We start from the raw sequence: 21256 nt of genomic DNA, 5'->3' as shown, positions 1-21256 counted from the left end.
GTGATCTAAGTCACAGATATATAACAAATCAACGTCAAACAAGTGTGATTCACCTCACAGATAACCGGCCGCCCCGTCTAAAAATCAGCCAAATGAGCCTGAGCTACGCTTTAAAATGTGATCAAAATCACGCTAATCACCCCTGCCACCACCCTTAATCAGTGATGTAGATCACACTTACCCCGCACGCTACGCAGCGTCAAATTCGCGTGATAGAGTCCGCGTGCATACAGTAATACCACCGGCTTTGGGTCGGGGTGGCTAAACAAAAACAAGCGCGCTCTCCTATTGCAGCGCGTCTCAATAAGGGGTGGGTTTATGTCCTCATCAGTGAAGGTCAAAGTACAAAGCTTTGGTCGCTTTCTGAGTAATATGGTGATGCCAAACATCGGGGCGTTTATCGCCTGGGGTATCATCACCGCACTGTTTATTCCAACTGGCTGGATCCCTAACGAAACGCTGGCCAAACTGGTTGGCCCGATGATCACCTACCTGCTGCCACTGCTGATCGGTTTCACCGGTGGGCGTCTGGTGGGCGGCGATCGCGGCGGCGTGGTCGGTGCCATTACCACCATGGGTGTGATTGTCGGTGCGGATATGCCGATGTTCCTCGGTGCGATGATTGCCGGTCCGCTGGGCGGCTGGGCAATCAAGTCGTTTGACCGGGCGATTGACGGCAAAATCAAAAGCGGCTTCGAGATGCTGGTCAACAACTTCTCGGCCGGTATTATCGGGATGATACTGGCACTGCTGGCGTTCCTGGCGATCGGTCCGCTGGTAGAAGGTCTGTCACACATTCTCGCCGCGGGCGTGAATCTGATGGTGCAGAACAACCTGCTGCCACTGACCTCGATCTTCGTCGAACCCGCGAAAATCCTGTTCCTGAACAACGCCATTAACCACGGTATCTTCTCGCCGCTCGGTATCCAGCAGGCTAGTGAAGCCGGCAAATCCATTTTCTTCCTGATCGAAGCCAACCCGGGTCCGGGTATGGGCGTGCTGATGGCCTATATGTTCTTTGGTCGTGGCAGTGCTAAACAGTCTGCGGGCGGTGCGGCAATCATCCACTTCCTTGGCGGCATCCATGAGATCTACTTCCCGTATGTGCTGATGGCTCCTCGCCTGCTGCTGGCGGTTATCCTTGGCGGTATGACCGGCGTCTTCACGCTGACGGTGCTGAACGGTGGCCTGGTCTCTCCTGCCTCACCGGGTTCAATCCTGGCGGTGCTGGCAATGACGCCAAAAGGTGCCTACTTCGCGAACATCGCCGCTATCGCTGCGGCCTTCGCCGTCTCCTTCGTGGTGTCCGCTATCCTGCTGAAAACCAGCAAAGTCAAAGAAGATGACGATATCGAAGCCGCGACCCAGCGCATGCATGAGATGAAAGCGCAGTCTAAAGGCCAGAGCGGCGCGGGTGCGCCAGTCGCCAGCGATGCCATGAGCGTTGAACTGCATCACGTGCGTAAAATCATCGTCGCCTGTGATGCCGGTATGGGTTCCAGCGCGATGGGTGCAGGCGTACTGCGTAAGAAAGTGCAGGACGCCGGGCTGAGCAATGTGTCGGTGACCAATACCGCGATCAACGCCCTGCCGGGTGATGTCGATCTGGTGATTACCCACCGTGACCTGACTGAACGCGCCATCCGCCAGGCTCCGCATGCGCAGCATATCTCGCTTAACAACTTCCTCGACAGCGCGCTCTACAGCACTCTGACCGAGCGTCTGGTGGCGGCTAACCGCAGCGACGTGCATCGTCAAACGGTGAATACCGCGCTCTCTGACAGCTACGATGAAGGCAACGCACACCTGTTTAAACTGGGTGCGGATAACGTCTTCCTCGGCCTGACCGCCAGTAACAAAGAGCAGGCGATCCGCTTTGCGGGTGAACAGCTGGTGAAAGGCGGTTACGTTGAGCCTGAATACGTTGAGGCGATGCTGGCGCGTGAAAAACTGACGCCGACCTATCTCGGTGAGTCGATTGCCGTGCCGCACGGTACCGTCGAAGCAAAAGATCGCGTGCTGAAAACCGGCGTGGTGTTCTGTCAGTATCCGGCAGGCGTCCTGTTCGGTGAAGAGCCGGAGGATGTGGCGCGCCTGGTGATTGGTATTGCTGCCCGTAACAACGAGCACATCCAGGTGATCACCAGCCTGACCAATGCGCTGGATGATGACAGCGTGATTGAGAAGCTGGCGAACACCACCAGCGTGCAGGAAGTGCTGGATCTGCTGTCAGGTAAGCCTGCAATCGCGTAATTTATAGCAATTATTTTCCCTGGGGCGGTCATGCCCGTCCCGATTTCCTGGGGCGGGTTTGCCCGCCCCATTGTCATTTGATATGGGTCAAAAATTATGAAAGCGTTACATTTCGGAGCAGGAAACATTGGTCGCGGCTTTATCGGCAAGTTACTGGCTGATGCAGGTATCGAACTGGTTTTTGCTGATGTGAATCAGACGGTGCTGGATGCACTGAACGCGCGTCATGAGTATCCCGTTCATGTGGTTGGCGAGCAGGCCAAAACAGAAACCGTTAAAGGCGTCAGCGCGGTAAACAGCACCAGCGATGAGATCATCACCCTGGTTTCTGAAGTCGATCTCGTTACCACCGCCGTGGGCCCGCAGATTCTGGAGCGTATTGCCGGCAGTGTGGCTAAAGGGCTGGCAAAACGCAGCGACAACGGCAATACCCGCCCGCTAAATATTATCGCCTGTGAGAATATGGTGCGCGGCACCAGCCAGCTGAAACAGCATGTGCTGAAGGCGCTGCCGGAGCAGTATCACGCCTGGCTGGAGCAGCATGTCGGCTTTGTGGATTCCGCTGTCGATCGCATCGTGCCACCGTCTGAAGCGGGCAGCACCGATCCGCTGGAAGTGACCGTTGAAACCTTCAGCGAATGGATCGTCGATAAAACTCAGTTTAAAGGCGACCTGCCTGCGATTCCGGGTATGGAACTGACCGATAACCTGATGGCATTTGTTGAGCGTAAACTCTTTACCCTGAACACCGGTCACGCGATTACCGCCTATCTTGGCCAGCTGGCCGGTCACCAGACCATTCGTGACGCCATCCTCGATGAAAAAATCCGGGCCGTGGTGAAAGGGGCGATGGAAGAGAGCGGCGCGGTGCTGATTAAGCGCTACGGTTTTGAGGCGGATAAACATGCGGCCTACATCCAGAAAATACTGGGCCGTTTTGAAAACCCTTATCTGAAAGATGATGTTGAGCGTGTGGGTCGTCAGCCGCTGCGTAAACTCAGCGCGGGCGATCGCCTGATCAAGCCGACGCTGGGCACGCTGGAGTATGGTTTACCGCACGCCAGCCTGGTGCAGGGCATTGCCGCCGCGATGCACTATCGCAGCGACCAGGACCCACAGGCGCAGGAGCTGGCCACGCTGCTGGCAGAAAAAGGCCCACAGGCGACGCTGGCTGAGGTTTCAGGTCTGGATGCTGACAGCGAAGTGGTGGCTTCGGTGGTGAGCGCCTGGCACGCTATGGCATAATGCGCGCGTGTTAGTGACGCAAGCCGGGCGCAGTTCGCCTGCGCCCAACGGCGGTATTGAACCCATGCAGGCAATAATGGAAGAGAAGCAGGCTTTTGAAAACCGGGTGCTTGAGCGCCTGAACGCCGGTCGTTCGGTGAGAAGCTTTCTGATCGCCGCCGTTGAGCTATTGGCTGAAGCCGTCAATCTGCTGGTGCTGCAGGTCTTCCGTAAAGATGACTACGCGGTGAAATATGCCGTAGAACCGCTGCTGCTGGGCGATGGTCCTTTGGGTGAACTCTCGGTTCGCCTGAAGCTGATTTACGGTCTTGGCGTTATCAGCCGGCACGAATATGAAGATGGTGAACTGCTGCTGGCGCTGCGCGAAGAGCTGAATCACGACAGCGGTGATTATCGTTTTACCGACGATGAGATCCTTGGCCCGTTTGGTGAACTGCACTGCGTCACCGCCTGGCCGCCCGCGCCGGTGTTTCACACCGAAGATGCAGAGCTGCGCAGCATGCAGCAGCAGCGCTATCTGCAGATGGTGCGATCCACCATGGTCCTGTCGCTAACCGAGCTGATCGCCCGCATCAGTATGAAGCAGGCGTTTAAAAAGTCCGGCAGCTAATCCTGTCAGGCGCCATCACGGCGCCTTTTTCGTCTTAACCTGAGCGGGAATATGCGCCAGATTTGGTGTATCCTTTGCCTGTTTTCCTCAACGAGTTGTTGTCATGAAAGAGCAAGAAAAGAACGAAATCAAACTTCTCAGCGATAAGCTGGACGCATTGAACCGCAAAGAGCCGCAGTTACTGGAATCGGGTGATGTCGAGAAACTGGGCGCGTTGCTGAAAGAGAAAGAAGCGCTGGTCATTGAGATTGAGCGTCTGCGCGGTCAGCGGGTAGAAAAACTCAGTGCCGAGGCGCAGAAGCTGCAAAAAATGGGCTTCAGCCGCGAAATTACCAAGAAAGAGCAGGCAAATCTGGGCGCGCTGAAGAAAAGCGTGCGCGGCCTGGTCGTGGTGCATCCAATGACCGCGCTGGGACGTGAGATGGGGCTGACAGCAATGACCGGCTTCGCCAAAACCGCATTCTGACGGGTCGATCAGGCAGCAGCCTGATCGACATCGGCTTTGCGTTCGCCGGCGGCGGCATAGACCTGCTCCGCCAGCGCATCCAGCAGTTCATAGCGGCGACGATATTCAGCCCGCTTCTTACTGGCAATCTCCTCCAGCGTTTTGCGCGGCAGGCTCAGCGGCAGGATAAACATCCCATCCCTGCGCGCCTCGCCACTCAGCGACAGCCAGAATTCACTGTAGCTGGCAAAGAACTTATCCCCTTTGCTGTGGCGATAGCGCAGGCTGCGGAAGACATGAGTCTCATCGCCTACCGCCAGAATATTCTCCACGCCACACTGCTTTGCCACAATAAATACCGCTTCCATTAACAGGCGTTTCGGAAAGAGACCCTGCGCTGCTTTGGTCGCCTCGCGGATCACCTCATTATTGATATGTTTCCGCGGACCCTGTAATCCGCCAATTAATAATGTGCGCTGGTTATTTTCATTGAGAATTGAAAATGAAAGTGAAGCAATAATTTCGTCGTTATAACGTAATACCAGCGTCACTTCCCCTTCCCGATCGAAATAACCGGAACTGCAGGAAAGTAAAAAGGATTCGCCATTTTTACCGGTCAGCGTAGCCAGCGGATTATCCGTGGCGCTTTGCAGCAGCTGACGCAGCGCAGGGTTTTCCAGATTATTCATCAGACTGTAATGATCAAGTATCGCCTGCGCGCGCGCAGCAATGCTCAACCCTGAGCGCAGATAGGGCCGGTGCAGCTTGGCTGGCAGCAATCCCTGAGTACTCATCAACAGAGGGAGTTGCGGTAAATGCGACAGCTCATCCAGATAACGCAGCGTAGTCAGCGGCGATATTAAGGTTCTTAACACAAATTTCAGCCGGAAACGTTTACTTATCCAGAGTTTATTCGGAACGTATTTTCCGCTAATTAACTGAAAAAAAAGCGATGCAGAAGAATCGGTCGTAGTTTCGTGAGTAGTTATAATTGACATAGTCATCGACACACAGTGAGCAGGAATGTCACTGAGCATAAGACAACGAGTATCAACGGCGTGTTAATGTGGCAGAAGGTTAAAAGCGCGGCGGTTAAAAAGCGAGATCCGTTTATTTTTGGTTTAATCTGGGACGACAGAATTTAAAGATAAAAAAAACCGGCGAAATAAATTCCACCGGTTTATCGTTATCACGTTAACACTGAGTTAACTTACTGGGCAGCTGCGAAGCGGGCTGCTGCTTCGTCCCAGTTGACCACGTTCCAGAATGCTTTGATGTAGTCAGGACGTTTGTTCTGATACTTCAGGTAGTAGGCGTGTTCCCACACGTCCAGACCGATGATTGGGAAGCCAGAAACGCCAGCAACCGCTTCACCCATCAGCGGGTTGTCCTGGTTTGCGGTAGATACCACAGCCAGTTTGTCGCCTTTTTTAACCAGCCACGCCCAGCCTGAGCCGAAACGGGTCGCAGCCGCTTTCTCGAACTCTTCCTGGAATTTTTCCACGCTACCGAAATCTTTCTCGATAGCCGCTTTCAGGTCGCCCTGCAGCGTGGTGCCGGTTTTCAGGCCTTTCCAGAACAGGCTGTGGTTAGCGTGGCCGCCTGCGTTATTACGCAGTGGGCCTTTTTTGTCTGCTGGCAGCTGATCCAGTTTGGTGATCAGCTCTTCTACCGGCAGATTGGCAAATTCAGTGCCTTCCAGCGCCGCGTTAGCGTTGTTCACGTAGGTCTGGTGATGTTTGGTGTGATGGATTTCCATCGTCTGCTTGTCGAAATGCGGTTCCAGTGCGTCGTATGCGTAAGGCAGGGATGGCAGTGAATAACTCATGTTCTTCCTCTCCATTTAGTTTGAGCAGCACGACGAATTCGGGACGTGCCGCGTAAGCAGTCGAATCATTATAGTTAAATTCATGTAGCGTAAAAGGGTAATCAATGCCCTATTAACCATAAGGATTTGAGAAATCTGGCAAAAGCAACCCGTTGTTTTTACAGCATGCTGCTACTGACTCCGCCTTTTCAGCCTTATCAGACAGGGAGAGCGAAGCACTCTGCCAGCACCACCAGCAGGCACTCATCCCGCCCGAACGCCGCATCTGCCCTGCCCTGCGCGTTACCTGCCCAGTTCGCGCAGCCCGCTGTCGAGCGCGCCGACCAGCCAGTCGATATCCCCTTCCTGGAACGCCAGTGGCGGACGCAGTTTCAGCACATTCCCATACGGGCCGGCGACCGAGGTCAGCACGCGATGTTCACGCAGCTTCTCGATTAAATCCAGCGCCAGCGTTTTGTCCGGCGTTTTGCTGTGACGATCGGTGACCAGCTCAAAACCGATAAACAGTCCGGCACCGCGCACATCCCCCACGCACTCATAGCGATCCATCAGGGTTCGCAGCTCCGCCAGCAGCTTCGCGCCGACCACGCGGCTGTGTTCCTGTAACCCCTCTTCGGTGATCACTTTCAGTACCGCCTGCGCCGCCGCCATCGCGACCGGATTACCACCAAAGGTATTGAAGTAGGGGATTGAGTCGCTGAAGGCGGCCAGCACTTCACTTTTTGCCAGCAGGCCGGAAACCGGAATGCCATTGCCCATTGGCTTACCGGTGGTAATGATATCAGGCACCACATCGTGGCGGCCAAAGCCCCAGAACGCGTCGCCGGTACGGCCAAAACCAGGCTGCACTTCATCGGCAATAAAGATGCCGCCGTTGGCATGCACCACCTCGACCGCTTTTTTCAGGAAGCCGCGCGGATCGGGCAACACGCCGTCCGAGGAGAAGATTGAGTCCGCCAGGAAGCCGGCAAATTTAATGCCGTGCGCCGCCATATCATCAATCTGCTGCTGAATCTGGTCAGCGAACCAGTCGCCCAGGTCAGGCGCGTCCACACGATACGCATCCGGTGGCATCACCAGCCGCGTGGTGGGCGCCAGCGGCTGTCCACTGCCCAGCGCCGGAGAAGCGCCGGATGTCAGCTCACTGGTGCCGTGATAGGCCTCTTTACTGACAATAATCCCGCTGCCGCCGCTAAAGGCGCGCGCCACGCGAATCGCCAGGTCGTTAGCTTCCGATCCGGTGCACATATACATCGCGCGATCGATCGCCGGGGGTGTGGTCGCCAGCAGCGCTTCGCTGTAGTCCAGAATATTTTCATGCAGGTAACGGGTGTGGGTATTCAGCATTTTCATCTGCTGCGTCACCGCCTCAGTCACGGCCGGATGACAGTGCCCGATGCTCGCCACGTTGTTGTAGACGTCGAGATATTTATCGCCCGCCGCATCCCACAGATATTGCCCTTCACCCCGCACCAGATGCACCGGTTTGCGATAGAACAGGCGATAAGATTCGCCAAGCACTTTGCTGCGTTTATCGGTCAGTTTGCGCGTATCGCTGTCGAGCGCATCGGCATGTTCGGCACGGAAACTGTTGGTATCCATAATGGTGGAACGCGTGGCCATAATGACTCCCGTTACAAGGATGAAGGAGGAAGAGCTGACGCCTTTATCATGCCTGCCTGAATCTAAAATGCAACCAAATACACAAATGCAATAAAATACACATGACGCAGGCAGATCGCCACGCTAAGCTTGCTCCCTGATTCAGACGGAATCTTTCGCTTCACTGGCGTATCATCCGTGATCTTCGCGCTTTAAAAGGAAACCTCTATGCTGCAGGAAACGCGCCTTCATCGCATCCGTGCCTTACTGACCCGGCTTAACCAGGTGAGTACCGAGCGCATTATCAGGGAGCTGGGGGTCTCACGCGAAACCGCGCGCCGCGATATCATTGAGCTGGAAGCGCTGGGTCTGGCACGCCGCGTTCACGGCGGGCTGGTGGCGATTGAAACGCGGGCTGAACCGCCGCTGACGGAACGCCGCAGTACCCAGACCCGGGAGAAGCGCGCCATCGCCCGCGCCGCTGCGCAGTTGCTGCAGCCCGGACAGACGCTGTTTCTGGATGCGGGCAGCACCACCACGCTGCTGGCAGAGGAGTTGCACGCCCTTTCCGGCCTGACGATTGTGACCAACAGCCTGCAGGCCGCGCTGGCGCTGAGCGCCGGAGAAGAAGATCAGCCGCTGAATAATCAGATTATTTTGCTGGGCGGGACGATGTCGGCGGGCGCACAACAGACGCGCGGCGAAATTACCGTGGGTGAGATTATCCGCTATCGCGCCGATGTGGCGCTGCTGTCGCCGGTTGGCATTGAGGCGGGTTGTGGTGCCAGCAGTTTTCATCCGCACGAAGCGGCCATCGCCAGGGCGATGGTGCAGCAATCCACTTCCTGCTATCTGCTGGCCGATCACACCAAACTGGGGGTAGTCAGCCGCACGGTTTACGCGCCGTCACCGGCGATCAACCTGCTGATTACGGATAGTGGCGGCGACAACAGTGCCGCCCTTGAGGCGTTGCAGCAGACGCTGCCAGAGGTGATGGTGGTTTAACGCAGCCGCTGAGGATGGCTGTAAACCGTAGCGCGTCCAGGTTTACTGAACCCGACCAGCGTCAGATTGCAGCGCTCAGCCACCTCAACCGCCAGGCGGGTCGCTGCCGAGACTGCGAACAGGATCTCAACCCCGCACATGGCGGACTTCTGCACCATTTCATAGCTGGCGCGGCTGGAGACCAGCACCGCGCCTGGCCCCCACTCAGCCTGGCTGCGATAGCCCAGCAGCTTATCCAGTGCCACATGGCGACCCACATCTTCACAGCCACCGGCCAGCTGACCATCAGGCTGGATCCACGCGGCAGCATGGGTGCAGCCGGTTTTCTGTCCGACCGGCTGATACGCTTTCAGCTGGCCCAGCGCCCGATCCAGCTGATCCAGCGCAAAGGTCTGGGTAAACGGCAGCGGAGAGAGCGGCTTGCCAATCTGGTCCAGCTGTTCAACGCCACACACGCCGCAGCCGGTACGGCCTGCCAGCGCACGACGCTGCTCTTTCAGCGCCATAAAACGGCGGCTGGAAAGCTCAATCTGAACCTCAATGCCGTGACAGCCCGGCACGATGTCCATGCCGAAAATGTCGCCTGGCGCGTCGATAATGCCCTCTGACAGCGAAAAACCCAGCGCAAACGCCTCCAGATCTTTGGGCGTGGTCATCATCACCACGTGAGAGATGCCGTTGTAAACCAGCGCCACCGGCACCTCGTCCGCCAGCCAGTCAGACTCTGCTGCGGTCAAATCGGCACGCTGCCATACCTGCGTTCTGCTGACGCCGGCCTCAATTGTTAAATCTTCGCCTGAGTCAGGCTGGATAGCTTTCAAAAAGTACGACCTGTTGTTAATAAATAATGAAATGCGACAGTCAGTGCGGCTGCATAACAGCGATCAGACGCAGACTAATTTTGCCTTCTGGCCCGATGTGGCGCAAATAAACAGCGGGGCAATTCATGCGGTTTTCTCACCGGGAAAGGCGCAGCCACGCCTGCTGGCGGGCAGAATGAGAATGGGTATCTTTCAGGCTTTAACATCGGTAAGCATAAAACAACAGTAATTATCTGCCGCTACGGGAAATCTGCTTGCGCCGGGGATCCGTTGCCGAGGATTTTTAACAAAATTTAGAAAAAGAATTACTAATGACTAACCTGTTGACCCTGGTCAACTTACAGGCAGATAGGGCTGCTATTTTGCAAGGCTTCGCAATGGAGCCAATAAAGAAGAACGATAAAATGCAAATTAACAGACGGAGTTTTTTCAAAATCTGTGCTGGCGGGTTGGCGGGCACCAGCGCGGCGTTACTCGGTTTTGCCCCCACCACAGCCTTAGCCAGCGTCAGAGAGTTCAAACTCATTCGCGCCAGAGAGACACGTAATAACTGCACCTACTGTTCAGTCGGCTGCGGCATGCTGATTTACAGCCTGGGTGATGGCGCTAAAAATGCCCGCGCCTCGATTTACCATATTGAAGGCGATCCTGACCATCCGGTCAGTCGCGGATCGCTCTGCCCCAAAGGCGCGGGCGTGCTCGACTTTATTCACAGTGAACAGCGCCTGAAATACCCGGAATACCGCGCGCCAGGCTCGGATAAATGGCAGCGCATCAGCTGGGATGAGGCATTTGACCGCATAGCCCGCCTGATGAAGCAGGATCGCGATGCCAATTTCCAGGCCACCAACGCCGCTGGCGTGACGGTAAACCGCTGGCCGACCACCGCCATGCTCTGCTCTTCCGCCGCCAGTAATGAAACCGGCCTGCTCGATCAGAAATTTGCCCGCTCGCTGGGTATTCTGGCGCTGGAAAACCAGGCGCGCCTGTGTCACGGCCCGACCGTGGCCGCGCTGGCCCCCAGCTTTGGTCGCGGTGCGATGACCAATAACTGGAACGACATCAAAAATGCCAATGTGGTGATGATCATGGGCGGCAACCCCGCCGAGGCGCATCCGGTTGGCTTTAAATGGGTGATTGAAGCCAAAACTCATAACAATGCGCAGGTCATCGTGGTCGATCCACGCTTTAACCGCTCTGCGGCGGTCGCCGATCTCTACGCGCCACTGCGTGCCGGCAGCGACGTGGTTTTCCTGATGGGGGTGATCAACTATCTGCTGCAACACAATCAGATTCAGCAGGAGTATGTTCGCGCCTTCACCAATGCCGCACTGATTGTCAGCGAAGGTTTCAGCTTCAGCGACGGTTTGTTCAGCGGTTACGATGCTGAAACCCGTCAGTACGATCGGCAGAGCTGGCACTATGAGCTGGATGAAAACGGCCATGCAAGACGCGATGAGAGCTTCACTCACCCGCGTTGCGTGCTGAACCTGCTGAAAACCCATGCCAGCCGTTACACCCCGGAAATGGTGACGCGCCTGTGCGGGACCTCGCAGGAATCCTTTATTGCGGTGTGCAGGCAGCTGGCCTCCACTTGTGTGCCGAATCGCACCGCGACTATTCTCTATGCGCTGGGCTGGACTCACCACACCAACGGTTCGCAGATTATCCGCACGGCGGCGATGATTCAGCTGCTGCTGGGTAATATCGGGATGCCAGGCGGCGGTATTAACGCGCTGCGCGGCCACTCCAACGTGCAGGGTTATACCGATCTCGGCCTGCTGGCGCAGAGTCTGCCGGGCTATCTGCCACTGCCTTCCGAAAAGATGACCACGCTGGCAACCTACCTGCAGCAGGCCACGCCGGTTGCGACACTGCCGGATCAGGTCAACTACTGGCAGAACACCGACAAATTTTTCGTCAGCCTGATGAAGAGTTTCTACGGCGATAAGGCCACAGCGGAAAACCAGTGGGGCTACGACTGGCTGCCGAAGTGGGATAAGAGCTACGACTGCATGGCGCAGGCGGAGATGATGGAACAGGGCGCGCTCAATGGTTGCCTGATTCAGGGCTTCAACCTGCTGGCCGCCTTCCCGGACAAAAATAAAGCGGTCCGGGCACTGTCCCGCCTCAAATATATGGTGGTGATCGATCCGCTTCGCACCGAAACCGCCAGCTTCTGGCAGCATCACGACGAGTTCAACGATGTCGATCCCTCGAAAATCCAGACCGAAGTGTTCCGTCTGCCCTCTTCCTGCTTCGCTGAAGAGTCGGGATCGGTGGCGAACTCGTCGCGCTGGCTGCAGTGGCACTGGGCGGCCGCGGAGCCGCCCGCTGAAGCGCTGCACGACGGTAAAATCCTCGGCAATCTGTTCATGCGTCTGCGCGCGCTCTATCGCCTGGAAGGCGGAGCAAACCCTGAACCGCTGATGGCAATGCGCTGGGACTACCGCGATCCGTCTAATCCTGAGCCGGAAGAGGTGGCGCAGGAGAACAACGGTCAGGCGCTGGCCGACATTTACGACGCCAGCGGCAAGCTGTTGCTGAAAAAAGGCCAGCAGCTCAACGGCTTCTCAGAGCTGCGTAACGACGGCACCACCGCCAGCGCCTGCTGGATCTACAGCGGCAGCTGGACGCCGGAAGGCAACCAGATGGCACGACGCGACAACGCCGACCCATCGGGGCTGGGCGCGGTCTCCGGCTGGGCCTGGGCGTGGCCGGCTAACCGCCGCATTCTCTACAACCGCGCCTCCGCGGATGCGCAGGGTAAAGCCTGGGATCCGAATCGCCGCCTGATTGAGTGGGATGGCACTCGCTGGCACGGCATTGACGTGCCGGATTATCCGGTAACGCTGTCGCCGCAGCAGCAGGCCGGTCCGTTTATCATGCAGCCCGATGGTCTTGGCCACCTGTTTGCGCTCGATAAGATGGCCGACGGCCCCTTCCCGGAACATTACGAACCGATGGAAAGCCCGCTCGCCGACAATCCTATGAATCCGCAGCAGCGTCATAGTCCGGTCGTTCGACTGTTCAGCAGCGACGCCGCGCAACTGGGCGAGGCCGCTGACTATCCCTGCGTCGCCACCACCTATTCCATCACCGAACTGTTCCGCCACTGGACCAAACATGCCCTGCTGAACGCGATTGCGCAGCCGGAGCAGTTTGTTGAAATCGGCACCGAACTGGCAGAGGAGAAAGGCATCAAGGCCGGAGACAGCGTCAAGGTCTCGTCGCGCCGTGGCTATATCAAAGCCAAAGCGGTGGTAACACGTCGTCTGCAGCGTCTGATGATTGACGGCAAGCCGGTTGATACCGTGGGTATTCCCTGTCACTGGGGCTTTGAAGGCACCACGCGTAAAGGCTTCCTCGCCAATACGCTGACGCCGTCGGTTGGCGATGCCAACTCGCAGACCCCGGAGTACAAGGGATTTTTAGTGAAAGTGGAAAAAGCGTAACGGTAGATGACAATGGCTTATCAATCACAAGATATTATCCGTCGCTCAGCGACCAACGGCTTTACCCCACCGCCACAGGCGCGCGATCACCAGCGTGAAGTTGCGAAGCTCATTGACGTCACCACCTGTATTGGCTGCAAAGGCTGTCAGGTCGCCTGCTCCGAATGGAACGACATCCGCGATGAAGTCGGTCATAACATCGGGGTCTATGACAACCCTACCGATTTGACCGCCAAATCCTGGACGGTGATGCGCTTCTCGGAAGTTGAAGAGAATGGCAAGCTGGCCTGGCTGATTCGCAAAGATGGCTGCATGCACTGCGCCGATCCCGGCTGCCTGAAAGCCTGTCCGTCGGCAGGTGCCATTATTCAGTACGCCAACGGCATCGTCGATTTCCAGTCTGAGCAGTGTATCGGCTGCGGCTACTGCATTGCGGGTTGCCCGTTCAACGTGCCGCGGCTCAACAAAGAGGATAACCGCGCCTACAAATGCACCCTGTGCGTGGATCGCGTCAGCGTCGGCCAGGAGCCTGCCTGTGTGAAGACCTGTCCGACCGGCGCCATTCATTTCGGCAGCAAAAGCGACATGCTGACGCTGGCGGAGGAACGCGTGGCGGAGCTGAAGTCGCGCGGGTTTGCGCAGGCTGGCCTCTACAACCCGGAAGGCGTGGGCGGCACCCACGTGATGTATGTGCTGCATCATGCCGATAAGCCTCAGCTCTATCACGGGCTGCCTGCTAACCCGGGCATCAGCCCGACGGTGACCTTCTGGAAGGGGATCTGGAAACCGCTGGCGGCGGTGGGTTTTGCCGCTACGTTCGCCGCCTCTATTTTTCACTATGTTGGCGTTGGCCCGAATCGCGTCACTGAAGAGCACGACGACAACGACGATCACCCTGAGGAGCGCAAATAATGAAAAAGCCCGATCATCTGGTGCGTTACCGCGCACCCGAACGCATCAATCACTGGATTGTCGCGATTTGCTTTGTCATGGCCGCGTTAAGCGGATTAGGGTTTTTCTTTCCGTCGTTCAACTGGCTGATGCAGATATTTGGCACACCACAGCTGGCGCGTATTCTGCATCCTTTTGTCGGCGTGGTGATGTTCGTTGCTTTTATGCTGATGTTTTTGCGTTACTGGAAACACAACCTGATTAATCGCGATGACCTTTACTGGGCCAGAAACATTCACCGGATTGCGCTGAATGAAGAGGTGGGTGATACCGGTAAATATAACTTTGGTCAGAAGTGTGTGTTCTGGGCTGCTATTATCAGCTTAGTGTTGCTGCTTGCCAGTGGCATCGTGATCTGGCGACCTTACTTTGCCGATGCCTTCGCCATTCCGCTGATTCGTCTGGCGTTGGTGGTACATTCGGTGTCAGCGGTGGCGCTAATCATCGTCATTATGGTGCACATTTATGCTGCGTTGTGGGTCAAAGGCACACTGACCGCGATGGTGGAAGGCTGGGTCAGCGCCGAATGGGCCAGGCAGCACCATCCTCGCTGGTATCGCGAGCAGCGTAATCCGCCAATAAAACAGGAAAAACGCCCCTGATGAGTATTCGCATAATCCCGCAAGATCAGCTGGAGAAAGGCGAAAAGACAACGGCGGAGATGATTCCGCCGTTACTTTTTCCACGGCTGAAAAATTTATACAGCCGTCGTGCTGCGCGACTGCGTGACCTGGCGGCGAAAAACCCACTCGGCGACTACCTGCGCTTTGCGGCGGTGATCGCTGAAGCGCAGGAGATTGTGCTGTATGACCATCCGCTGCACATCGACCTGCATGCCCGCCTGACGCAGAGCGCCAGCGAGGGCAAGCCGCCGCTGAATATTCATACCCTGCCGCGCGATCCCCACTGGCAGCGACTGCTGCATTCACTGATTGCCGAGCTGAAGCCAGAGATGAGCGGTCAGGCACTGGCGGTGCTGGAGAATCTGGAGAAGGCGTCCGCCACCGAGCTGGAAACGCTGGCCAGCGCGCTGTTTACCGGTGAGTATGCGCTGGTCAGCAGCGACAAAGCGCCCTTTATCTGGGCGGCGCTTTCGCTCTACTGGGCGCAGATGGCGGCCCTGATCCCAGGCAAAGCACGCGCTGAGATGGGCGATCAGCGTCAGTTTTGTCCGGTCTGCGCCAGTATGCCGGTCGCCAGCGTGGTGCATATGGGCAGTCATGAAGGCGCGCGCTATCTGCACTGTAATCTATGCGAAAGTGAATGGCATGTGGTGCGCAGCAAATGTACCCAGTGCGAACAGTCCCGTGATCTGCACTACTGGTCGATCGACAGCGAACGGGCGGCGGTGAAAGCAGAGAGCTGTGGCGACTGCGGCACTTACCTGAAGATGCTCTATCAGGAGAAAGATCCGGCCATTGAACCGGTGGCAGATGACCTGGCATCGCTGATACTGGATGCCAGAATGGAGCAGGAAGGCTTCGCACGCAGCAGTCTCAATCCCTTTATGTTTCCTGGCGAATAGTCACTGACTCTGGAGAACCCGATGAAACTGATTGGCAGCTATACCAGCCCGTTTGTGCGTAAGATTTCGATTATCATGCTGGAAAAAGGCATTACTTTTGAATTCGTTAACGCATCGCCTTACAGCGATGACAGCCACGTGCCGCACTACAATCCGCTGGGCAAAGTTCCGGCGCTGGTCGCTGACGATAAGCAAATCTGGTTCGATTCCAGCATCATTGCAGAGTTTCTGGAACTGCGTGGCGTGGAGCCTGCTCTGCTGCCTGCCGATCCGCTTGAATCGCTTAACATCCGTCAGCTGGAGAAGCTGGCGGATGGCGTCAGCGATGCCGCGCTGGTGATCGTGCGCGAGCAGATGCGTCCGGGTGATCAACAGTCAGAAGAGGTGCTGCTGCGCAATCGTGAAAAGATTCAGCGCAGCCTCGACATGCTGGAAGCGAAGGCGGCAGAGGGCAAATGGCTTAACAACGGCCAGCTCAATCTGGCGGATATCGCCACCGGTTGCATGATCGGCTACCTCAATTTCCGCCGCGTAGTGCCGAACTGGTGTGTTGAACGACCTGCGCTGGTGAAGCTGGCGGAAACGCTGTTTCAGCGCGAGAGCTTTGCAAGGACGACGCCGCCTGCGGCGTGATGGGTCAGGCGAAATAACTATCAAAGCGCCCCGGGCAGGCATGGAAGCGACATTTTGTTACGCTGCACAGGAAAAATATAATCGGCCTGCTGGTCTGACAACTCAGTCAATTTCGTCTCCAGACAGGTCATTTTCATAATCCTGCCCGCCATGCCATATGCCTAAAACACTCACTGTTTTCTCAGACAGCATGAAAGCAATTATTGTCCGTCTGCGGTAATTGGTGATTCTCAGTCCTGGCAGAAGATCATCACGACAGTTCCCTCTATGTGGGAACTGTGCAAGAGACTCACAATAATCGATGACGTTTTCCGTAAAGTTTAAAGCGGTATAGGGTGTCGCTGCTTGCGCGATATAACGGTAAAGTTCTGCCAGTTGTTCCTGCGCCTCTGGTGCGAACACCACCCTGTAAACCATTACTCCTCCCCGGTTGCCTTCCTGTGTTCCGATTTTAGTCTGTTCCTGAGGTCGTTAGCGCTCAGGCTTTGTGTTTCGCCACTTTGAAGCGCTTCCCAGGCGGGCACTACCTTTTCATGCAGCCATTGTTCCACGGCATGATCCCGTGCCATCAGCGCACGCAATCCTTCACGGATCACTTCGCTTTCCGATGCATATTCGCCGCTGGCAACACGTGCCTTAACCTGTGCTGCCATTTCATTGGGCAGCGTGATACTCATCTGCTGTGTTGTTCTCATGGGTAACCTCTTTCTTCTGCCTGATAGGATTTAATCATACTCACCTTTCTGGCAGCTGTCAGTTTCGCACTCTGTTGAGTCGCTCTCTCCTGAGAATAGGGGACTTACAGATGTCGTCGAGGGTATCCGGTTTTCAACAGCGCGATAGCACATCTTATCAGCGGTTCAGGCACTGTCATTATCGGACAGGGTAAAAACCATACAGATTATAATGTGCATAACCTGGACTTAAAGATTGAATAGCTGGCTGTTTAAAGGAGCTGAAGAGGGATTCAGGAATAGAAAACCACACAAAATCTGCCGGAAAAACAATGGGTTTTTCAGAGGCGCCTCTCAGTTTATTACCTGGCTTTTTGGGATTAAAGGTTATTGTTTTCAGGCAAATTTTTACCTACGAGCATACCCACCACCGCATGCACAATCAGGTTTGCTTCAGTATTTCACCACATCTTTTCTGTCAGCCCCTTTCGTGATAGTCGGCGTATGTATCTGCTCTGCAAGATATGGTGCCGTTGCGGCGTGAGAGCTTTCTAAGCCAGCCGACTTAAGAAGGACAATGGTGTCTGGCACGGCAGAACGCTTTATCTGCTGGTCAGCAGCAGAGCTGATCAGAGGAGGCGATACAGCAGTCGGGAGCATGATAACCGTGCGTACGAACAGGTTCTTTCAACTCGATCACCGATACAGATTTCTGGATTTTCACCTCACGCTTGCCCAATAAATTCCTGCGGATTACCTCTTTAAAAATACGCTCAGGGATATTCTTAGCATCGGATGTTTTATCATCATGAACAATGATGTGGCTTGCGTTTTCATAGCCTGGCGCCCACATATTATTATTAGGCGTATTTTTGTAAACGGCAATAAGAGGTTTTTTCCACGCAGCAGAGATATGTACAATTGATGTATCTGGCGTTATCACCATATCCGATTCTTTAATTAATGCCATCACATGATGCAAAGTATAAAAGGGATTTTTCACAACATTTTCAGGAAGCGGCACCGCTATTTCATTACGATGATCCAGAGTGATGATTTTCACCTCTCTGCTGTTATTAGTAATCATATTAATGATTTCCAACAATTGCTGTTGTGAGAAGTTCCTTTCCGGCGTGCCAGCAAAAGCATTAATAACAATTTTTTTCTTACTTTCCCAGGGACTAAGAAAGTGCCTCACCTCATCAAGCACAACATCAGGAAAATGAAGACTGTAAGTGAAATTGCCTGTCGCTTTAACGCCAATGCTTTTACTTATCAAAGAAAGTAACTCTGTAACATGCTGCTTTTCATTTTTATAGGGAACCGAAACTGTGTAATGGCTGATGTCAGATTGCTTATTTAGTCCAATAACGAATCTGGCATTGATATCCCGAAATAACTTCATCCGATGCACCGGCGTTTCGGATAAGCAAGGATCGATAATCAGATCATACTTATTTCTATTTAGCTTCTTCATCGTTGCTTTTGAAACGGTATGATAAAAAGACTTCAGGTAATGGTTATAACTGCAATTTCCTGACTTATAAATATGCCTGATAAAAGGGCTGTATTTTATTACGTCGTAACAGGCTTCAGTTACCAGCAAATCTACTGCATAGCCATCCTGATGAAGCGACCTGATGAGTGGCATCGAAACGATGATATCACCCAGCTTACCTTCATTGCGAACAAGCAGTATAGTTTTCACGGATTCAGGTTCAAAGGAGACTTTTTTCCGTTTATCCCACAGAAGCTTTGCAATAGACTTTCTTGCCTCGAGTTTCACCTCTTTGAGATAGTAGTTTTTTCTTCGATTCCATTCGCGTATTTTTTTGAAGGGTCCCTTCGATACGGTGATCCTCACATCCTTATTCATTTCGCCCTTCCTGCTTCCTGAGCAGATCATTCATTTGATAAAAAAATCACTTGAATCAATCGTATTTTATTTATATTAACCTTTTAATAATCGTGTGATTCTACAACATCCTGAAACGCTTACGCTATACAATAATATTTAATCGCCCTGCAGGATCATCATTCAATTAACATCACTGATTGGATTTTTGCTAAAAACACACAGACATTTCCGTTCCCATTAACCTTACTGCATCATGCGCCGTAATATGACAACTCAGGTTGCCAAATATAAGTTATTCACTGACAGGTCAATAATATTGAGTTCTGATAAATAATCTACTCACAGGAAATCATTGAATAGAATCAGCTATTTTTAACATTACTTCCCGAATACTTATTACGGACATATCGCCAGGGTAAACGCTTTCAGGGATAATGGCGAGTTGATTATTGACGGGAAAGCCTGTTTTTTATGTGGGCCGTTCAACCTGATCCACTTTGGGGTCTCGGGGCGAAGCCCAGACCAGGTTATTTTGTCATTACCGCCACGGAATGACGGTAATGACAAAACATTTCCTGTCCCTCACTTTACCTACGATTGAAGATACCAGTTGGTCGAAATCGGTATGGTGAATAGATGATGGATGGCGACTGGATCATCGAGTCCGATATTACCGACGCTGAACAACAGGAGGTCACCGCTGCACCCGGCGCACGTCGGTTATGGCGGCGGGAGGATGGGGTTTTTAGGGCGTAATAGCACAAATCCCGGCCAACTGGCCGGGATTTTTGTACTAATTCCATTCCACATTAAAATCAGCTAACTGATTATCTAGGAACTGTCTTTTCTCAAACCAATAATCAAAAACCTCAGCCTCTCCGCTACTTAAAATTAGGTAGAACCCTCCTGTTTCACCCTCTGTATCATCGACAATTTGGATTTCCCATCCAGCATATTCGCCATCATTAACGATGCCTTTCTTTAAGAGCATTTTGCTTCCTTAGTCTTTATAAGGAACATGGTTGTTCGAAATATACTTGCCTGTTGTAGGATTTTTTACACCAAAATGTACGTGTGGAACTCCCGGCGCATGGGCACCACCAATTGAACCTGAGTCAATCCTAAATTCTTTTGTCCCATCAGCACTATGGTAAACACCAGATCCTGGTTTTCCAATCTCTTTATATCCCGTTCCTAAGAATTTTAAACCAGCAGCTAACGCTTCATCTGAACTCAAAGTTGTTGAGCTGGTGAAGTTTTTCTTACCAGATAAGGTCTCATTAATGACAGTATCTATCTTGCTGTTTGAATTCTCTGAAAGATAAACTATGTCTTTCTTCGTGAGAGGATCGGCTCCCGGATTGACTAAGATATTCCCAACAGTATCAGGTTTTCCTTCCGTATTACCGGTATTAGTAGCTCCCTGTCCTGAAGCCTGATTATTACCAGTGTTGGTCGGCGTATCATTTGGATCTAACTGCTGATTTCCACCTGTGTTGGCTGGACCTGACCCAGCTATCTGGTCACCACCGGTATGAACAGGCGCGTATTTATCATGAAGCGAACTGAGATACTTTCTTGTGATCTCGTCGTTACCCATCATTTGCAGGGTAACAAGATGCTCCAGTTCGTCGGAGGTTATTTTATCAGCTACATCTTTAATGGCCACTCCGGCAAGTCCTGTGATTCCGGCTTTCGCACCAATCTCCAGCAACTGCTCTGCAACCTTATTCCGGCACGGTGAAAGTGCGGCACAACCACGCGCAACCAGTGCAAGATTATTGTTTTCAACCGCGTTCTTACCCGCCTGAGCCCCCGCAACAACATCCGCCGTACTGTCACCCACTACGCCGCCCGCCAGACCCGCCGCCAGCGTCCCCAGTGCACTTATCGTCTTGTGGGGCTGCGTCGAGGGCTTAAGCGTGGTGCCCATCAACCGGAAGAAGGTGGCGCAGTGGCTGACGGAGTTTCCTGGTGCGATGCACAGCACCAGTGACGCGCCGAAGTTTAAGCGTGATGACGGGCATTTTGCGTAGGGGCTGATAAAACAAACCGGCTATTAATGAAGTGAACCCCTACTTGTTGGATGTCCAACTTTATGGAGTCAGCACATTATAGCCGGGCTTTTTATCAATAAAAGTCTTCTCGACTGAAGGTAATACCAGTGGGGGAAACATCATCTTTATCGAAGTACACTGTGTTTTCTTTCCCATGAATTACTACAGAGTAACCAAAGACAGTATTCTCCTCCTCGCTGATTCCAAGAACGACTCCCTTGCATTTTGCGTACTTACTATTTTTAGCATCCGCTTTAATTTCTACTTCTTGATAAAAATCTATTTTCATAGTTT

General features: G+C 53.8%; 20 protein-coding genes. 10 read left to right on the top strand and 10 right to left on the bottom strand.

All coding sequences use genetic code 11. The features are described 5' to 3' along the window. Positions 1-318 precede the first annotated feature (318 nt). The 4 genes from HFD87_RS17280 to HFD87_RS17265 all read left to right on the top strand — a co-directional run bounded on the left by HFD87_RS17280 (position 319) and on the right by HFD87_RS17265 (position 4574). Entirely contained in the window at positions 319-2253 is a 1935-nt protein-coding gene (locus HFD87_RS17280; RefSeq protein WP_010671638.1) for a PTS mannitol transporter subunit IICBA, read from the top strand. Between the two features lie 96 nt (positions 2254-2349). Beyond that, the gene (gene mtlD, locus HFD87_RS17275; RefSeq protein ID WP_010257450.1) at positions 2350-3498 is read left to right on the top strand and encodes a mannitol-1-phosphate 5-dehydrogenase; all 1149 of its coding nucleotides are present in this window, start codon (positions 2350-2352) and stop codon (positions 3496-3498) included. A gap of 64 nt (positions 3499-3562) precedes the next feature. Next, a complete protein-coding gene (mtlR, locus tag HFD87_RS17270) occupies positions 3563-4108 on the top strand; it encodes a mannitol operon repressor MtlR (RefSeq protein ID WP_171820345.1) in 546 nt (181 codons plus the stop codon). 103 nt (positions 4109-4211) lie between these two features. Then, the gene (locus HFD87_RS17265) at positions 4212-4574 is read left to right on the top strand and encodes a YibL family ribosome-associated protein (protein WP_003848030.1); all 363 of its coding nucleotides are present in this window, start codon (positions 4212-4214) and stop codon (positions 4572-4574) included. Between the two features lie 8 nt (positions 4575-4582). Here the strand turns inward: HFD87_RS17265 and HFD87_RS17260 are convergent, their stop codons facing one another. The 3 genes from HFD87_RS17260 to HFD87_RS17250 form a co-directional block, all read right to left on the bottom strand. Continuing rightward, entirely contained in the window at positions 4583-5551 is a 969-nt protein-coding gene (locus HFD87_RS17260; RefSeq protein WP_022624830.1) for a VirK/YbjX family protein, read from the bottom strand. 212 nt (positions 5552-5763) lie between these two features. Then, positions 5764-6381: a superoxide dismutase [Mn] gene (gene sodA / locus HFD87_RS17255; RefSeq protein ID WP_008926407.1), complete on the bottom strand. Its 618-nt coding sequence runs from the start codon at positions 6379-6381 to the stop codon at positions 5764-5766. A gap of 282 nt (positions 6382-6663) precedes the next feature. After that, entirely contained in the window at positions 6664-8004 is a 1341-nt protein-coding gene (locus HFD87_RS17250; protein ID WP_039390411.1) for an aspartate aminotransferase family protein, read from the bottom strand. Positions 8005-8211: 207 nt separating this feature from the next. Here HFD87_RS17250 and HFD87_RS17245 point away from each other — a divergent pair, with 207 nt between their 5' ends. Then, positions 8212-8988: a DeoR/GlpR family DNA-binding transcription regulator gene (locus tag HFD87_RS17245; protein WP_010257462.1), complete on the top strand. Its 777-nt coding sequence runs from the start codon at positions 8212-8214 to the stop codon at positions 8986-8988. On the opposite strand, the gene fdhD is transcribed toward HFD87_RS17245, so the two are convergent. Continuing rightward, positions 8985-9809 carry a formate dehydrogenase accessory sulfurtransferase FdhD gene (gene fdhD / locus HFD87_RS17240; protein ID WP_033785824.1) on the bottom strand — a complete coding sequence of 275 codons (825 nt, stop codon included), beginning with the start codon at positions 9807-9809 and terminating at the stop codon, positions 8985-8987. The genes HFD87_RS17245 and fdhD overlap by 4 nt on opposite strands. Before the next feature lie 404 nt (positions 9810-10213). On the opposite strand from fdhD, the gene fdnG reads away from it, so the two are divergent. Genes fdnG through HFD87_RS17215 form a run of 5 tightly spaced genes read left to right on the top strand, consistent with a single transcriptional unit; the run spans position 10214 to position 16373 of the window. Then, the gene (gene fdnG, locus HFD87_RS17235) at positions 10214-13264 is read left to right on the top strand and encodes a formate dehydrogenase-N subunit alpha (protein WP_167423717.1); all 3051 of its coding nucleotides are present in this window, start codon (positions 10214-10216) and stop codon (positions 13262-13264) included. Between the two features lie 12 nt (positions 13265-13276). Continuing rightward, a complete protein-coding gene (fdxH, locus tag HFD87_RS17230; protein ID WP_010257476.1) occupies positions 13277-14176 on the top strand; it encodes a formate dehydrogenase subunit beta in 900 nt (299 codons plus the stop codon). Then, entirely contained in the window at positions 14176-14817 is a 642-nt protein-coding gene (gene fdoI, locus HFD87_RS17225; protein ID WP_010257478.1) for a formate dehydrogenase cytochrome b556 subunit, read from the top strand. Before fdxH ends, fdoI begins: the two co-directional genes overlap by 1 nt. After that, complete coding sequence (gene fdhE, locus HFD87_RS17220) at positions 14817-15740, top strand: formate dehydrogenase accessory protein FdhE (RefSeq protein WP_010257482.1); 924 nt, start codon at positions 14817-14819, stop codon at positions 15738-15740. Before fdoI ends, fdhE begins: the two co-directional genes overlap by 1 nt. Before the next feature lie 21 nt (positions 15741-15761). Further along, entirely contained in the window at positions 15762-16373 is a 612-nt protein-coding gene (locus HFD87_RS17215; RefSeq protein WP_033767621.1) for a glutathione S-transferase, read from the top strand. 102 nt (positions 16374-16475) lie between these two features. Here HFD87_RS17215 and HFD87_RS17210 read toward each other — a convergent pair whose 3' ends face one another. From HFD87_RS17210 to HFD87_RS17185, 6 genes are all read right to left on the bottom strand, one after another. Then, positions 16476-16790 carry a type II toxin-antitoxin system RelE/ParE family toxin gene (locus HFD87_RS17210; protein ID WP_033773231.1) on the bottom strand — a complete coding sequence of 105 codons (315 nt, stop codon included), beginning with the start codon at positions 16788-16790 and terminating at the stop codon, positions 16476-16478. Then, positions 16790-17068: a type II toxin-antitoxin system ParD family antitoxin gene (locus HFD87_RS17205; protein ID WP_052270953.1), complete on the bottom strand. Its 279-nt coding sequence runs from the start codon at positions 17066-17068 to the stop codon at positions 16790-16792. The genes HFD87_RS17210 and HFD87_RS17205 overlap by 1 nt, the downstream gene beginning before the upstream one ends. 592 nt (positions 17069-17660) lie before the next feature. Next, the gene (locus HFD87_RS17200; RefSeq protein ID WP_158149693.1) at positions 17661-18923 is read right to left on the bottom strand and encodes a glycosyltransferase family 9 protein; all 1263 of its coding nucleotides are present in this window, start codon (positions 18921-18923) and stop codon (positions 17661-17663) included. 775 nt (positions 18924-19698) lie between these two features. Beyond that, positions 19699-19896, bottom strand: coding sequence for a hypothetical protein (locus HFD87_RS17195; RefSeq protein WP_033759390.1), 198 nt, complete (start codon positions 19894-19896; stop codon positions 19699-19701). Between the two features lie 9 nt (positions 19897-19905). Then, on the bottom strand, positions 19906-20895 hold the full coding sequence (locus HFD87_RS17190; protein WP_371742451.1) for a VENN motif pre-toxin domain-containing protein: 990 nt from the start codon (positions 20893-20895) through the stop codon (positions 19906-19908). Between the two features lie 140 nt (positions 20896-21035). Further along, a complete protein-coding gene (locus HFD87_RS17185) occupies positions 21036-21251 on the bottom strand; it encodes an Imm31 family immunity protein (protein ID WP_050482658.1) in 216 nt (71 codons plus the stop codon). Positions 21252-21256 lie beyond the last annotated feature (5 nt).

This window comes from Pantoea sp. EKM21T, assembly GCF_011800405.1.
GTDB lineage: Bacteria > Pseudomonadota > Gammaproteobacteria > Enterobacterales > Enterobacteriaceae > Pantoea > Pantoea agglomerans.
This window is presented reverse-complemented; position numbering and strand designations above follow the sequence as displayed.